General features: G+C 48.8%; 18 protein-coding genes. 5 read left to right on the forward strand and 13 right to left on the reverse strand.

What is annotated here, in order from left to right; all coding sequences use genetic code 11:
- The first annotated feature begins 26 nt into the window (after window positions 1–26).
- Together ompC and DFO52_RS23405 are read left to right on the forward strand one after the other, a co-directional pair.
- Window positions 27–1,136 carry a porin OmpC gene (gene ompC, locus DFO52_RS02375; protein WP_133549175.1) on the forward strand — a complete coding sequence of 370 codons (1,110 nt, stop codon included), beginning with the start codon at window positions 27–29 and terminating at the stop codon, window positions 1,134–1,136.
- Between the two features lie 148 nt (window positions 1,137–1,284).
- Window positions 1,285–1,410 carry a hypothetical protein gene (locus DFO52_RS23405; protein ID WP_256062893.1) on the forward strand — a complete coding sequence of 42 codons (126 nt, stop codon included), beginning with the start codon at window positions 1,285–1,287 and terminating at the stop codon, window positions 1,408–1,410.
- A 62-nt stretch (window positions 1,411–1,472) separates the two neighbouring features.
- On the opposite strand, the gene DFO52_RS23220 is transcribed toward DFO52_RS23405, so the two are convergent.
- The 7 genes from DFO52_RS23220 to DFO52_RS02405 form a co-directional block, all read right to left on the reverse strand.
- Window positions 1,473–1,550, reverse strand: coding sequence for a hypothetical protein (locus tag DFO52_RS23220; RefSeq protein ID WP_223239581.1), 78 nt, complete (start codon window positions 1,548–1,550; stop codon window positions 1,473–1,475).
- A gap of 68 nt (window positions 1,551–1,618) precedes the next feature.
- Complete coding sequence (locus DFO52_RS02380) at window positions 1,619–2,041, reverse strand: GFA family protein (RefSeq protein WP_133549177.1); 423 nt, start codon at window positions 2,039–2,041, stop codon at window positions 1,619–1,621.
- Window positions 2,042–2,044: 3 nt separating this feature from the next.
- Window positions 2,045–2,242 carry a hypothetical protein gene (locus tag DFO52_RS02385; RefSeq protein WP_023312007.1) on the reverse strand — a complete coding sequence of 66 codons (198 nt, stop codon included), beginning with the start codon at window positions 2,240–2,242 and terminating at the stop codon, window positions 2,045–2,047.
- A 90-nt stretch (window positions 2,243–2,332) separates the two neighbouring features.
- Window positions 2,333–3,364: a methyltransferase gene (locus DFO52_RS02390; RefSeq protein WP_133549179.1), complete on the reverse strand. Its 1,032-nt coding sequence runs from the start codon at window positions 3,362–3,364 to the stop codon at window positions 2,333–2,335.
- Window positions 3,365–3,626: 262 nt separating this feature from the next.
- Entirely contained in the window at window positions 3,627–4,076 is a 450-nt protein-coding gene (locus DFO52_RS02395; protein ID WP_029741517.1) for a hypothetical protein, read from the reverse strand.
- Window positions 4,077–4,219: 143 nt separating this feature from the next.
- Window positions 4,220–4,564 carry a DUF1294 domain-containing protein gene (locus DFO52_RS02400; RefSeq protein WP_054829633.1) on the reverse strand — a complete coding sequence of 115 codons (345 nt, stop codon included), beginning with the start codon at window positions 4,562–4,564 and terminating at the stop codon, window positions 4,220–4,222.
- 496 nt (window positions 4,565–5,060) lie between these two features.
- Entirely contained in the window at window positions 5,061–6,584 is a 1,524-nt protein-coding gene (locus DFO52_RS02405; protein ID WP_133549181.1) for a cyclic diguanylate phosphodiesterase, read from the reverse strand.
- Window positions 6,585–7,371: 787 nt separating this feature from the next.
- On the opposite strand from DFO52_RS02405, the gene DFO52_RS02410 reads away from it, so the two are divergent.
- On the forward strand, window positions 7,372–7,590 hold the full coding sequence (locus DFO52_RS02410) for a cold shock domain-containing protein (RefSeq protein ID WP_047647596.1): 219 nt from the start codon (window positions 7,372–7,374) through the stop codon (window positions 7,588–7,590).
- A gap of 188 nt (window positions 7,591–7,778) precedes the next feature.
- On the opposite strand, the gene DFO52_RS23225 is transcribed toward DFO52_RS02410, so the two are convergent.
- The gene (locus DFO52_RS23225; RefSeq protein ID WP_310886296.1) at window positions 7,779–7,949 is read right to left on the reverse strand and encodes a YnfU family zinc-binding protein; all 171 of its coding nucleotides are present in this window, start codon (window positions 7,947–7,949) and stop codon (window positions 7,779–7,781) included.
- 92 nt (window positions 7,950–8,041) lie between these two features.
- Here DFO52_RS23225 and DFO52_RS02415 point away from each other — a divergent pair, with 92 nt between their 5' ends.
- Window positions 8,042–8,269, forward strand: coding sequence for a hypothetical protein (locus DFO52_RS02415; protein WP_047647595.1), 228 nt, complete (start codon window positions 8,042–8,044; stop codon window positions 8,267–8,269).
- Window positions 8,270–8,700: 431 nt separating this feature from the next.
- Here the strand turns inward: DFO52_RS02415 and DFO52_RS02420 are convergent, their stop codons facing one another.
- Window positions 8,701–9,021 (reverse strand): cupin domain-containing protein, encoded by a 321-nt coding sequence (locus tag DFO52_RS02420; protein WP_059346846.1) that lies wholly within the window; start codon window positions 9,019–9,021, stop codon window positions 8,701–8,703.
- A gap of 245 nt (window positions 9,022–9,266) precedes the next feature.
- On the opposite strand from DFO52_RS02420, the gene ttcA reads away from it, so the two are divergent.
- On the forward strand, window positions 9,267–10,202 hold the full coding sequence (ttcA, locus tag DFO52_RS02425) for a tRNA 2-thiocytidine(32) synthetase TtcA (RefSeq protein ID WP_023312015.1): 936 nt from the start codon (window positions 9,267–9,269) through the stop codon (window positions 10,200–10,202).
- A gap of 42 nt (window positions 10,203–10,244) precedes the next feature.
- Here ttcA and dbpA read toward each other — a convergent pair whose 3' ends face one another.
- From dbpA to DFO52_RS02445, 4 genes are all read right to left on the reverse strand, one after another.
- Window positions 10,245–11,618: an ATP-dependent RNA helicase DbpA gene (gene dbpA, locus DFO52_RS02430; protein ID WP_133549183.1), complete on the reverse strand. Its 1,374-nt coding sequence runs from the start codon at window positions 11,616–11,618 to the stop codon at window positions 10,245–10,247.
- Window positions 11,619–11,645: 27 nt separating this feature from the next.
- Window positions 11,646–11,819: a hypothetical protein gene (locus DFO52_RS23230; RefSeq protein ID WP_316326207.1), complete on the reverse strand. Its 174-nt coding sequence runs from the start codon at window positions 11,817–11,819 to the stop codon at window positions 11,646–11,648.
- A gap of 282 nt (window positions 11,820–12,101) precedes the next feature.
- Window positions 12,102–13,085 (reverse strand): zinc transporter ZntB, encoded by a 984-nt coding sequence (zntB, locus tag DFO52_RS02440; RefSeq protein WP_023335899.1) that lies wholly within the window; start codon window positions 13,083–13,085, stop codon window positions 12,102–12,104.
- A gap of 154 nt (window positions 13,086–13,239) precedes the next feature.
- Window positions 13,240–14,382 carry a methyl-accepting chemotaxis protein gene (locus DFO52_RS02445; RefSeq protein ID WP_121931719.1) on the reverse strand — a complete coding sequence of 381 codons (1,143 nt, stop codon included), beginning with the start codon at window positions 14,380–14,382 and terminating at the stop codon, window positions 13,240–13,242.
- Window positions 14,383–14,664: the final 282 nt, after the last annotated feature.

A 14,664-nucleotide genomic window follows, 5' to 3' on the forward strand; every position in this document is an offset into this window, starting at 1 on the left:
AAAAACAACTGCAAAGGAATATCACAATGCAAAGAAAAGTACTGGCTCTGATGATTCCGGCTCTGTTAATAGCTGGTTCTGCACATGCAGCAGAAATTTATAATAAAGACGGTAACAAATTAGATCTGTATGGAAAAATAGATGGTCTGCACTACTTTTCCGATAACAAAGGTGCTGACGGCGATCAAACCTATATGCGTCTGGGTTTCAAGGGTGAAACCCAGATTAACAACACGATGACCGGCTATGCGCAGTGGGAATACAACATTCAGGCTAATAACACGGAAGGGTCTGATAATCAGTCCTGGACGCGTCTGGCCTTCGCCGGTGTAAAAGTGGGTGACTACGGCTCCTTCGATTACGGTCGTAACTACGGTGTCCTGTACGACGTGGAAGGCTGGACCGATATGCTGCCTGAGTTCGGTGGCGACTCCTACACCAAAGCCGACAACTTCATGACCGGCCGCGCCAACGGTGTGGCAACCTACCGTAACACCGACTTCTATGGTCTGGTGCAGGGCCTGAACTTTGCGCTGCAGTACCAGGGCAAAAATGAAGACGCCAGCAACAACCAGGAAGGCACCAACAACGGTCGCGACACGCGTCACGAGAACGGTGACGGCTTTGGTATCTCTACCACCTATGACTTCGGCATGGGGATTACTGCGGGTGCCGCGTATACCTCTTCTGACCGCACCAACGAGCAGGTCATGAACACCACTGCGGGTGGAGACAAAGCGGATGCCTGGACGGCGGGCCTGAAGTATGACGCCAATAACATCTACCTGGCGGCAATGTATTCTGAAACCCGCAATATGACTCCGTATGGTGATAATACCGACGCAGTGGCGAACAAAACCCAGAACTTCGAAGTGACCGCGCAGTACCAGTTCGACTTCGGCCTGCGTCCGTCCCTTTCCTATCTGCAGTCGAAAGGTAAGGACCTGGGCAACGGCCAGGGCGACCAGGATCTGGTTAAATATGCTGACGTAGGGGTCACCTATTACTTCAACAAAAACATGTCCACCTACGTTGATTACAAAATCAACCTGCTGGATGAAGACGACAACTTCTACAAAGACAACGGCATCAGCACCGATGATGTTGTAGCGTTAGGCTTGGTTTACCAGTTCTGATTGTCAGAGCCCGCATAATCATGCGGGCTCGCTTGTTTTTTGAAGTTCGTCACAAAAGACAGTTTAAGAAAGGGATTGGTTGAGGGTAAGTTGAAAGAAAGCTGGTTAAACTGCGGTGATAGCCCTTTCGCCACTAAGGATAACAGCGTTGTTTGGTCGTGTATCCCTTGCCGTACTTACCCTTTTAGCATTGCTGTGGATGGCGTTAATTTTTGATTTTGGTGATATTGTCGGGCATCTCGGCACGCTGTTAAACCATCTGGATGGCAGTTGACCGTGTTCCAGGAAATAAAAAGCCACCAGCATTGCCGGTGGCGGGTAAACGCGTATGTCGCGTTATTTTTTCACAGGTTGAGGCTTTTTATCACCTGATTCAGGGGCCTCACGCGGATCGTCTTTTTCAACACAGAGCATAGTTTCTCCTGTTTCAGTTACCCACTGCCAACTATAGCCGGAGGAGTAAAAGAGTGGCCAGGCGGCAATCATGCCTGCTCTTCACCTTTCTCGCGAAAAGAAAGATATCCAAATATCCCACTATCCCCATCCATGGGATGGTTAACGCCGTCCATCACCTTCACCTCTGGAAAATCAAAAGGTGATACGTTTTCAAAACAGGCGACATTAACGCCATATTCGTTTGGGTTAGAACGTCGCTGATGGAACGTGTATATCCCGCACACCGAGCAGAAGAAATGCCGTGCCGTTCCCGTGTTAAAGCGGTACTCGGTGAGCTTATCTTCACCTTTGGTCACCGTAATCCCCGACAGCGGCGCAGAGACGACCACCGCGCCCCGCATGCGACAAAAGGAACAGCTGCAGCGCCGTGCGGTATTCAGACCATCAGTGAGCTCAACGGTGAACGCCACCGCGCCGCAATGGCACTTCGCATTACGTCTTTCAGACATGGGCTATACCCCTTTTCTCACCAGCTCGGCAGCCTTAACGAAAACCTCATCTTCTACGCCATCGCCTTTTTGCCTGCCGAGCCTGACCAGCTCATCGACAATACTGTTGCGATGGATCGGTTTTTGCGCTGAAACCAGCCCAATGACGGCGGCCCCAATCGCCAGCCCCACTAATCCGGTTTGTTCATCTTTGTTTTTCATATTCATGCTCCTGGTACAACAAACAAGCGTAGCAGGAATACGGTAAAACGGAATGCGGGGCGCATGCTCTGTAAATATTATTTAAACAGTTCAGACAGGTACGACTTCTAAAATCGACAGATACGAATGGGTGTCTATTATTTTGTTCAACTTCAGATTGGTCTGCTCAAACAAGGCCTGATACGCAGACTCTGTTCGTGCCCGCCCCCCATCAAAGCTTGTTAACAGAAGAAGGTCAATTTCGAATCGTCCCAGCTCATTATTTTCTTTTTTAATAAGCGGCTCAAAAATTAATAGTCGGGCGTTTTCTTTCATAGCCTTTCTGCAGCATTGAAGGATCTGAATGGCCTTCTCATCAGGCCAGTCCATCAAAATATACTTAAGCAGGTAAATGTCCGCTACAGGACAGGCTTCAAAAAAGCTGCCCTCAACGGTCTTCCATCGACGATTATCCTTTAACAGGTGCAGTCGATTCCGCTCAAGAACGTCTTTTTGATCGAAAAGGATCCCCGTTAAGGTCGGATTTCGACGTAAAACGGTCAGCAATAAATTCCCCAGCCCACCGGCGATATCGGCAACGACAGCGTTTTGAGCGAATGAATAGCTATCTGCGATGACTTCATTCTCTACGGATGACATAGAGGCCATACCGGCATGAAAAACGTTGCTGTCAGCCCCCCTATCGTCATGCTGCCAGTAGTCGTAAAAAGGCTTACCAAACAATTCGTTAAAAACAGGTTTGCCTTGCAATATCTCATCCATTTTAGCCGCTGGTTGCCAGAATGTTTGGTCAGTCAGCATGAGCACCGCCGCGCGCAAGGAAAATTCATGCTCCGAACAGAGGAATTGTGCTGAATGGCTAAGACTGTATTCAGCTTCAGATAATTCGTTGAAAACTCCACGAGAGGACAATAAGCGCATGATTCTATGAAGATAGTCAGCGTCGACATTCAGCTCCTTCGCCAGCTGCTTGACGGATTTTTTTCCTTCAACCAGACGATCTGCGACGCCTAAGACCGCGACCGCCCGAAGCGCTGCCTGCCAGACAAAACCCATGCTTTGCTCTAACAGACACATTCCTTCTTTACGGCTTAGTAAATCCAGACTATTACGTTGCGACATTTTCTGCTCCTTACCAGTAAAGATGTGTTGAACAACTAAAACGCCGCTAGCAAGCGTAAGTCTGGTAATGAGCTTTATCCATAATGTCAGAAAGGATTATTTATGCGGTTTTGTACCGTTTAGCATACAGTCCATTTAAATACGTAAAAAACCAGGGCCACTTACCCTTTATATTGATTAGTAATGCATTAAAACTATTAACTTAGAAATGATTGCGTTACATCCCCAAAAAAATGCCCGTCGTAATACAGGCATTTCATAGTTAGAATCTCGGTGCCAGTCCATATTTTGGTGTTTTGATATTCGCCGCCCAAATTTTGATATCATTTTGCAGGAGAATAGTGAAATCAGATTTCAGGTGCATCACCATGCCATTGACGCTTTCCGCATCCACCACTGAAAAATGCTCAATTCTGTTTTCCCCTATCTGGACGCAATTATACTTTGCGGGCAGCACTTTACCATTTACATTCAGCGGCAGATTATTCTCTCCACAGCGACCTTCCGTAATATATGACACGAGCAAATTAGCGGATTTCCTCCCTGGCTGGGAGACGCTCACCATGACGGGATAGCCTGTCGAGGTCTGCGTCATATCGTAAAGCACCGCATTTTTCATATACCAGGTATTATATTCCCGTTCCTGAAAAGCGGACCAGGAAGGCACAGAAAAGACCGCCAGCGCTGCCAGTAGAATAGATTTTATTTTCATGGGATGTTGTCGTCCGTGTTGTTGCACGTATTATTCAGATTGTGCAAAAAACAGCAACCCCTTAAGAATAGTCCTACTACTATTGGCAGTGACGGAGGAATGAATTAAAGATATGCCTTACCGTCAGCGGTCCCAGCCGACGCTCATAAAAGAGAATAAGAAGAAAAATGGTAAACCGCCGCCATCATGGCGATGCTGACGACGACGCTGATGAAAAAGTAGCTTTTGAAAGGCTGCTTTTGGGTTTTATGGCGAAAGAGCTGTTGCCCCGCAATGGCGCCAGGCCAGCCACCAGTCACGCCAAATACCAGCAATGTCGCTTCCGGAACCCTACTCATCCCCTTCCGCGCCGCCATTTTATCGGCGCCATACATGACCAACGTCAGCACATTGATCGTCAGAAACCACATGAGCAGAGGATGGGTAGCAAGAAGGCTGCCGATCGCAGCGATAATCAGGAGTAAATAACAAAAGCGATTAAGGGTCATAGCACGAGTCACGGGGTGTTTAGCGGTTTTGGATGAAGCATTATACGCTAACTGACGCAAATCGCAGAGTGAGATGGCTATTCTAAAAGCAAACTGCGCCCCTGGCATCACTGGTTAACATTTAAACTGCCGTAATAAGTAAGCATTTTTTCATTATGCTTTAGCGGTCAGCATTTTTTTCTTAAAAAATTAACCTGAAGCGCCTTACGTCGAAAACACAGCGCAAGAGCATTGCTTTAACAAAATAACAATTATTGCATCCATTAATCTAAAGAGGGGCGCGGCAATATTGATTAGAATCAAATTAAACGTTAGGCTGCTAATATTCGAGACCCCATATGCGCTTCTAATTTTAAAAACAATGTTGAAAACAATTAATTTGACCATCCGGTCAATGCATAACAAAATATCACCGTGGTTAAAGCAATAATGGTCTGCATTTTTTGGGGGATGATGTCCCCCCTTTTTTATTTCCTCAGAAACAACCGAATAAACCTTATTCCACCCTGACCTTAACTTTTGGCTTCGACAAGAGAACTTTGACCAGTTCCTTGAAAGGAAGAGGTTTGTAAAAGAAAAAACCCTGTAAAAACCGGATATGATTGCGCGTGAGGTAATCGAGCTGCTCTTCAGTTTCAACGCCTTCCGCCACGATGCTAATTGAAAGTTTTTTGGCCAACTCCAGTACCGAATCAAGGATTAGCGTTGAGTCCTCATTCGCGTTAACCCTGGCAACAAAGCTCTGGTCGATTTTAATGTAATCAATATGTAGATCCTGCAGATAGGACAGGCCGGAATAACCCGTACCAAAGTCATCCAGCGCAATGGCAAATCCATTGTTATGTAACTCATTCAATGTATTAACGAGATGTTCATCAATGTCGAGTGGTTCACGCTCCGTCACTTCAACGACAAGGTTAAGATCCTGTTGAGTAAAGCTGCGCTTGTAGTGGAGACACTCTTCAACAAAGGTGGACGCAACGATATGAGAAGCGCTGAAGTTAATCCCTACGTGAAACCCTTCTGGCAGCAATGCCGCAATAGCATTCATGTGTATTGCAACCTGCCTCATTAAGCTCTGAGTCAATGGAATAATTAAACCGGATTTCTCAGCAAGAGGAATGAAGGATGCGGGAGAAATGAACCCTGATTGAGGATGCTTCCATCTGGCCAGCACTTCCACACCCCGTAAGGTTCCCTCTTTGCCGCTCACAACGGGTTGGTAATACGGAATAATTTCATTTCTGTAAATGGCGATGCGCAGTGATTCTTCGGGTGAGACATCCTTAGAAATATAGCGTTGAAGAATATAAGCAGAAAGAGAGGATATTATCAGCAGGAATAACACCACGCCTCCGGCTCGATTGAATAATCTCTTAAGACTAAAAAGAGGTGGAGAGTTAAATTGTACCGAAAATGGATAATTAGAGGCTTTTACCGTTAATACCTCTTTCTTCGTATGGTCTGCCGTCGTCACATCGCCTGTCAGGCCTAAAAGGGTATTGCCTACTCTCAGGGAATATTCAACGCCATTTAATGGCATATCCAGCGCATCACGGATATGGCTATCGCTGATGCTAACGATGATTCGGCTTCCGGCGTGAATTGTCTGGTATAAGAGAACCGGAAGACCGTTGACGGTACTGACCGAAGGGACGAGGAGCAGTGATGACTCAGGCAGCACTGAGCTGTTGACCAACAATACGCGGTTTCCCGGTAACGAGGAGCACCAGACCGCATCATTTTTCAGAATAACGATCGTTCTCAGGTGAGGCTGTAATGCCGCCTCGGTGCCTAGCCGATATTGCCCTTCAGCATCACACTCATTCTCGGCAAGTTGCATTGCCATCTCAGTCGCATGACGAGCTTCTTTAAGAATAACATTCATGTTCCGCACGACGTAGTGCGCCTCTGCCAGGCTATCAGCCCGTGCAGAATACCAGACCTGTAAATTAATGATAAAAACGCCGAGCAAAAACATTGTCGTGGCTGCAGCTACGGGGATAGATGCATGGCGCATTTAGGGTTCTCGATTTAAGTGAAGTAGCCGCTTCAACGATGCTGAAGTGATTGAATTGTCATTGTCTTAAGCATGGTCGATAACGTAATAATTACCATGTCAGGCGTCAGAAATGTTCTCGCTCACCAGATTGAGGGGAAACAAAAGGCCGCCGAACGGCAGCCCTGGTGGATAAGTGTCTATTAATATCGCTTTATTGTATTGATCGGGGTTCTTTCTGACCAGTCTGGCCGCTCGCCGGCCATGATTGCACGCTGTTGCGTTGGCGTCACAGACTGGGTTATTTCAGGCATTGACTTGTATTCGGGTTGTTTAGGTGGACTGAGAACCAAATCGGAGCTACAGCCTGACAGCAGGAAAATGGCCAGTAGAGATAAACTAAGCTTGAACACGTTAAACCCTTCCAATGGGATAAAATTTTAAGAAAAAGCGTGGTGCTGAACATACATAGCCTAATCAAAATATATTCCCAAGGTCAATGCGCGTAACCCTTTTTCCAGCCCCGGACTCGCAAAGGCGAACATCAAGCCGGCGACTTTTTATCGAGAATTGACACCAGATTCAACGTGACCGGAAACGCGCCACGTAAGCCATCCGGATGGCTAAAATAACATTTGCTTATCAACTCAGTCCGTGCCTTAATGATTTAGTTGGCTCGATGCAATACCGAATACAATATTTTACCACGCAGTCCTCATAACCAGGCGCTATCGCTGATATCCCCTCCTTTTGAGTCCATACGTTTTAGTCATTTCTTATCATTTAAAGAGTCTTTAAAGGAGTATTTATGTCTTCACGCATTCAAGGTCTGGTTAAGTGGTTTAATGAAGATAAAGGCTTTGGCTTTATCTCTCCCCTTGATGGCAGTAAAGATGTTTCTGTTCATTTCTCTGCCCTGCAGGGAGAAAGTTTTAATACACTATTTGAAGGCCAGAAAGTCGAATTTGCGATTCTAAGCGGCGATAAAGGCCCTGCTGCTGCAAATGTCATTCTTCTGGATAGATAATATTATCCATGGCCCGTGATTACCAACAAGGTTTCCTGAGTAAACGGGCCCTGGATTATATGACTGTTATTGATAGCAACAGTCAGCATATTTTCTTAACGAGTACGCTAACCAATGTGATGAAGTGCAGAACTGCTGCATGAATGGTCTAAAACTCAAAGCTAACTCATTTTGTCAACTACTTTGGTTTAGAATCGTTGAGTAGATTTAAACAAAACGTGGCAGTACGGGCAGACAAGTTGAGCGCCCTTTTGCACGCGATTAAAACTATGCTCTGAATCTTTAGAGCAACTTGGGCATGAACATTTGACTAAATGATTTCGATGGGATTGTGTATTTTTACGTCCAGACATAGGCATCTCCTGATTTTACGGACTGCCACCATACACGTTAAAGCTAAAAAATGCTTGCTTTAGTTTTCGAATGTTCCTAAAAAAACACAGGGTGGTTTATGAAGAATGTCATCGTTTTTTTCAATGGGAAGCCTGGTAAAGTTGTCACGGTACAACAAAGCGTTACGTCCGTAAGGCAGGAGTATCCGGATGGAGAAGAAATATACCTTCAGATTATGTCTGCCGGTTTCCCGTCCTTAACCGGCGATCGCAGCTTTGTTTACGTTGCCTCTGATAGAGAACTCACCTCTCAGAAGATACTCGATGCCGCAAAAAACCATTTGTGATGTGCGTTTCCGGAAAAATCTCAGCCACTTCACAAATGGAAAGATAAAACCTCAGTAAAAATCGCCAATATTTTTAGCGAACATCTTTAGGCTTTATCTTTTGAATTAAAATAATAAAAACGTCTTGCTATTAAAGCCTGCTAAATGCAGGTGATTTTATAGAACCTGTAATCCTAAACCGCCCAACTTTTATTTACACAACACAGACTAAAACTCGACACTTCTTTTCATTAAAATCTGGCTCTTTGCGGGAACTAATGCAAAAGAAATGAGTCAAATGAAGACCCTTACCAGAAAAGATTATTTTATGACATCTTATATTGTAGTAACCACTGTTGCCGTTGTGATGGGGTTGATAACGTTGAGTTTGATTAAAGTTTGGATCAGCACGTCGAACAATCCTGACAATCTGTGACCTTATCGCAAGCCGCTTAAAGCGAGGCCACTTCCGTTTCTGGTAAATCAATGATAACCAGTGTACCAAAACTGCCTGTTTCTACAGTATGGGGAGTGCCAGCTTTAGCGATATAGAGCTGCCCAGCCGTTACAGAGATTTTTTTACCCGTCACGCCCAGCTCCAGACGTCCATCAATGACCAGTAACCCCTCGTCATACTCATGTACCTCTTCAATCACTGAGCGTTCATCCATTCGTAAAACTTTAAGATTTGCAGTTCCAATGCGGCCCAATACACGAGAGTGCCAGGTCTCCGGTAAGGCAAGTGCTTCGGTTTTTAGGTCATAAAGCGACATTAAGTCATTCCTTTTTATGTTCATTTAACGCTCTTATGCCACATAAGTTCCCTGCGGTCATATAACAAATATGGAAAACTACCACGAGTAAAATGCTATATGAGGTCCTGAAATCTCAACGCACGCTAACGGCGTTGCTGCACCAGTTATAACCCCGCTGTAAAACGTGCTGGCATTCGCCGCCGGAATCCGTACCATACGCGGCATACAATGTTTGCCCCTGCTGGCTCCGAAGGTAGTACTAAATGCAAGAGAATCAAGAGATTAACAAAAAAGAGCAATACAACCTCAACAAACTGCAAAAGCGACTGCGCCGTAACGTGGGCGAAGCCATTGCAGACTTCAACATGATTGAAGAAGGTGACCGCATCATGGTCTGCCTGTCGGGGGGTAAAGACAGCTATACCATGCTGGAGATCCTGCGTAATCTTCAGCAAAGCGCACCGGTGAAATTTTCTCTGGTGGCGGTCAACCTTGACCAGAAACAGCCGGGTTTCCCGGAGCATATTCTGCCGGAATACCTCGAAAAGCTGGGCGTTGAGTATAAAATCGTCGAAGAAAATACCTACGGCATTGTGAAAGAGAAAATCCCTGAAGGGAAAACCACCTGCTCACTCTGCTCTCGCCTGCGCCGCGGCATTTTGTATCGTACCGCGACGGAGCTGGGCGCGACCAAAATTGCGCTGGGCCATCACCGCGACGATATCCTGCAAACGCTGTTCCTCAATATGTTCTACGGCGGCAAGATGAAAGGCATGCCGCCTAAACTGATGAGTGATGACGGCAAGCACATTGTGATCCGCCCTCTCGCCTACTGCCGCGAAAAAGACATTGAGCGTTTTTCTCAGGCTAAAGGTTTCCCGATCATTCCATGTAACCTGTGCGGCTCTCAGCCGAACCTGCAGCGTCAGGTAATTGGCGACATGCTGCGCGACTGGGATAAGCGTTATCCGGGTCGTATCGAAACCATGTTCAGCGCGATGCAGAACGTCGTCCCTTCCCATCTCGCGGATGTGGAGCTGTTCGACTTTAAAGGCATCAATCACGAGTCAGAAGTTGTGAACGGCGGGGACCTGGCGTTTGATCGGGAAGATATTCCCATGCAGCCAGCGGGCTGGCAGCCGGAAGAAGATGACAATCAGTTTGAAGAGCTGCGTCTGAACGTGCTTGAAGTGAAGTAAGCGATTAGCGTCTCAGAAACACCTTCTGAGACGCTTCATTCTTTATTTCAGCAGACGTACGCGACAGGTTTTACCCTTAATTTTCCCGTTTTGCAGCTGCTTCCATGCCTTATGGGCAACCGCCTGGCGAACCGCTACGTAGACATGCGCCGGATGGACCGCAATCTTGCCGATATCCGCCCCGTCCAGACCCACATCCCCGGTCAGCGCCCCTAATACGTCACCTGGACGCATCTTGGCTTTTTTACCGCCATCAATGCACAGCGTCGCCATTTCAGCCTCCAGCGGCACAAGGCTGACGCTGGCCGGTGTATTCATCCAGTTCAGCTTAATCTGCAGCATCTCAGAAAGAATGTTGGCGCGCTGCGCCTCTTCCGGTGCGCAGAAGCTGATCGCCAGACCGCTGTTTCCCGCGCGCGCGGTACGACCAATACGGTGCACGTGCACTTCAGGGGCCCACGCCAGCTCAAAGTTCACCACCAGCTCAAGGGATTTAATGTCCAGACCGCGCGCAGCGACGTCGGTTGCGACAAGAACGCGGGCGCTGCCGTTAGCGAAGCGGACCAGCGTCTGATCGCGATCGCGCTGTTCCAGATCGCCATGCAGAGACAATGCGCTCTGGCCGGCGGCATTCAGGGCATCACAGACCGACTGACAGTCTTTTTTGGTATTACAGAACACCACGCAGGACGCAGGCTGATGCTGGCTCAGCAATTTCTGCAGTAGCGAAATTTTTCCCTGCTGCGAGGTTTCAAAGAACTGCTGCTCGATAGCGGGCAGCGCATCTACGCTGTCGATTTCAATGGTGAGCGGATTTTTCTGCACGCGCCCGCTGATGGCGGCGATGGCCTCCGGCCAGGTCGCGGAGAACAGCAGCGTCTGACGATCGGCCGGGGCGAAACGGATCACCTCGTCAATCGCATCGCTGAAGCCCATATCCAGCATCCTGTCTGCCTCATCCATCACCAGCGTTTGTAACGCATCCAGCGAGACGGTGCCTTTTTGCAGGTGATCCAGCAGGCGGCCGGGCGTTGCGACAATAATGTGCGGCGCATGCTGGAGTGAATCACGCTGCGCGCCGAACGGCTGTCCGCCGCAGAGGGTTAAAATCTTGGTGTTTGGCAGGAAACGCGCCAGGCGACGCAGTTCACCCGCGACCTGGTCTGCCAGTTCGCGGGTCGGGCACAGCACCAGAGACTGGGTCTGAAAAAGCGCCGCATCGATATGCTGCAACAGGCCAAGGCCAAATGCCGCCGTTTTCCCGCTGCCCGTTTTCGCCTGCACGCGCACGTCACGGCCCTCAAGGATGGCGGGCAACGCGGCCGCCTGAACAGGCGTCATCGTGAGGTAACCCAACTCGTTGAGGTTATCGAGTTGGGCGGCGGGCAGAACATTCAGGGTAGAAAAAGCGGTCACAGTAGTCTCTCGTGGTCATCTTTGCGGTCAGATGGCGCGTATCCTCGCAGATCTCGCGGTCCGATGCGACAATTTAATCGGTTCTTCATCTGGCGGCGGGTCGGGCATCGGCTGCGGGCGCGGAATGGGATCGGGCATTGGCACCGGATCGCTGGGGATAGGATCGGATTGACGCGATTGTTGCAGTAGCAGAGCGTTCAGGATGCTCATCATTCCCTCCAGAATTTGCTTTCGTCCCTTTTAAGGTAGACGCTGAGAATCAGGAGGCAAAAAAAAGCCGACTATGAAGTCGGCGTCGTACGAATCAATTGTGCTATGCAGTAATTCAAAAAAGGAAGTAAGACAATATGGAGCGCAACGCCCATCGCTTGACGTTGCATTCACCTGCGGGAGTAATATTGCACCTTACGGGGTAGATGTTTATTGACTTCGCTCAATTAAAAGAGCGTTTTGATCCCGTGAAAAGCTGAAAAAAGCGTAAATTTACAGCCATTTACTACGATGCAACCACCATGCAACACCACCAATCAAAACAACTAACATCACGCAAAACGCGGTAAAGCCGTAGCGATAAGCGCCACCCGGAATTCCCCCCAGGTTCACGCCAAATAGCCCGGTAAGAAACGTGCTGGGTAAAAACACCATCGCCATCAGGGACATCGTATAGGTTCTTCTCGCCAGAGACTCCTGCATCACCTGCGCGATTTCGTCCGCCATCACCGCCGTTCTGGCAATACAGGAATCAATCTCGTCCAGCCCGCGCCCCAGCCTGTCGGCAATATCCTGCATTCTGCGCCGCTGATCGTCATTCATCCAGGCGAGCCTTTCGCTGGCAAGACGCGCGTAAACGTCGCGCTGCGGCGTCATGTAGCGGCGCATCACAATCAACTGCTTACGCAACAGTGCCAGAAAACCGCGCGGCGGGATCTGCTGATCGAGCAGGTTATCTTCCAGGTCGATGATTTTGTCGTGCAACTCTTCAATAAATTCACTCGCATGATCGGTAAGGGCGTCGCAGACGTCCACCAGCCAGCTGCCGCAGTCGACCGGCCCGGTGCCTTCTTTCAGATCGTTGACGATGTCATCCAGCGCCAGAACTTTTCGCTGCCGGGTCGACACAATGAGCCCATCATCCATGTAGACACGCATCGCAACGAGCTGATCCGGGCGTTCATCCGTGCTGCCGTTAATGCAGCGCAGGGTGATTAGCGTCCCGTCACCCATTCGGCTCACGCGGGGCCGCAGGCTTTCACCCGCCAGCGCATCGCGCACGTTATTGGGCAAGAGCGGAGTCGAGGCCAGCCAGTCAGCGCTGTCCGGGTGGGTGTAGTTCAGATGTAGCCAGCAGGGATGCGCACTATCGATCACATCATTATCTTCCAGCGGTCGCGCACCGCCGCGACCGTCCAGCACCCACGCAAAAACTGCGTCTGGAACGTTAAGTTCAGATCCTTTAATGCTTTCCACAGCGCCTCCACCTTTTTAGCTCTTCGGTGTCAGTCTAGCTTTCATCAGGTGTTAAGCAACAACTATGTATCCCATCGCGCTGAAATCGCTCAGGAATTATACATACTGGCCAGAGGCGTAAAAAAAGCCTGGCATCCCAGGCTTTGAGGTGCAGTCAGAGCGAGTGCTCTGGCCGCTGAAGGAAGGATGGCGAGCCGGTAGATGATAAGGAAGAGGAACCCGGATCGAGCCTGAAATTACGCGTTCGGGTCTGCAGCTCAATCACCTGATTACGCAGTACATCAGACGAACCGTTGAGTTCCTCTGCCATTGCCACGTTGCTTTGCGTAACCCGCTCCAGCTCCGATAGCGCCAGCGTAATCTGAGAAATGCCTTTCTCCTGCTCTGAGGTTGACGCGGAAATGTCGTCCATTAAGCGGCTGACATTCCCCGACCCCGTCACGATTTCATGCATGTTTTTCTCTGCCTGTGACACAACGCTGGCTCCCTGCGTGACGTTACTGCTAGTGACTTCAATCAGCGTTTTGATATTCTTCGCGGCCTCTGCGCTGCGGTGTGCCAGGTTTCTTACCTCTTCCGCGACCACAGAAAACCCCTTTCCATGATCGCCCGCCCTTGCCGCCTCAACGGCCGCGTTGAGCGCCAGGATATTCGTCTGGAACGCAATGCCGTCAATGAGCGAAATAATCTCCGTCATCTGCTGCGCGCATTCGGTAATAGACTGCATATTGCTGGCGACCTGCCCCATGAGCTCACCGCCCTTGCGCGCCTGTAACGTCGCCACATTTGCCTGCTCGCTCGCCAGGCGGGTGTTATCGGCATTGTTTTTGGTGCTCGCGGCCATTTGCTCCATGCTGGCGGCGGTTTGCACCAAAGACGCAGACTGCTGTTCGGTTTTCACCGATAGCTGAGCGCTACGTGCTGAGAGCTGATCCGATAAGGTCATGGCGGTTTGCGATGACGCCCTGATCTCACGCACCAGCGTCGCAATATTGCCGGAAAGGCTATTTATCCCGGGGATGAGTCGGCCCGCACAGTTATTGCCAAACTCAGGGATAGATACGCCAAGGTTACCTGCGGTCACCTCCTCAATACTTCTCTTCACCGTATTGATCGGCGTCACAAGATACTTCGTCATATAGACCCAGAGCAAAAATAGCGCAACGAAATTGATGACATTAAGCGAAATAAAGAGAGACGTATTGCTGGAAAATAGAACAACGACACCCGCACTTACCAAAAAAAGAGAGAAAAGGAACCCGATAATAAAGGTCCTGACACTAATATTTTTTAGCATGATAATACCCACGTTTTATATTTTGGTCGGCACTTAGACTTATAGCATTGGCCCGGAAGTTTTTCATCGCAAACAACGCTTGTTTTTTGTTTCGCCGTTAGCATCCTGAGATTTGTCTTAAGTCAGATAAAAAAAGCGTATTAGTGAAAATGTTCTGCTCAGCATGCTGTGATACTGGTTTCCCGCCATCTTAAGCGATAGTATCGCCCGCGGTGAGACGATACGATCGCCCTCATATTTAAGGAGCTTTGCTACAGTTATTCGTTCTTGTTTAGCAATGCT

The sequence above is a fragment of the Enterobacter sp. AG326 genome (assembly GCF_004362415.1).
Lineage (GTDB): Bacteria > Pseudomonadota > Gammaproteobacteria > Enterobacterales > Enterobacteriaceae > Enterobacter > Enterobacter asburiae.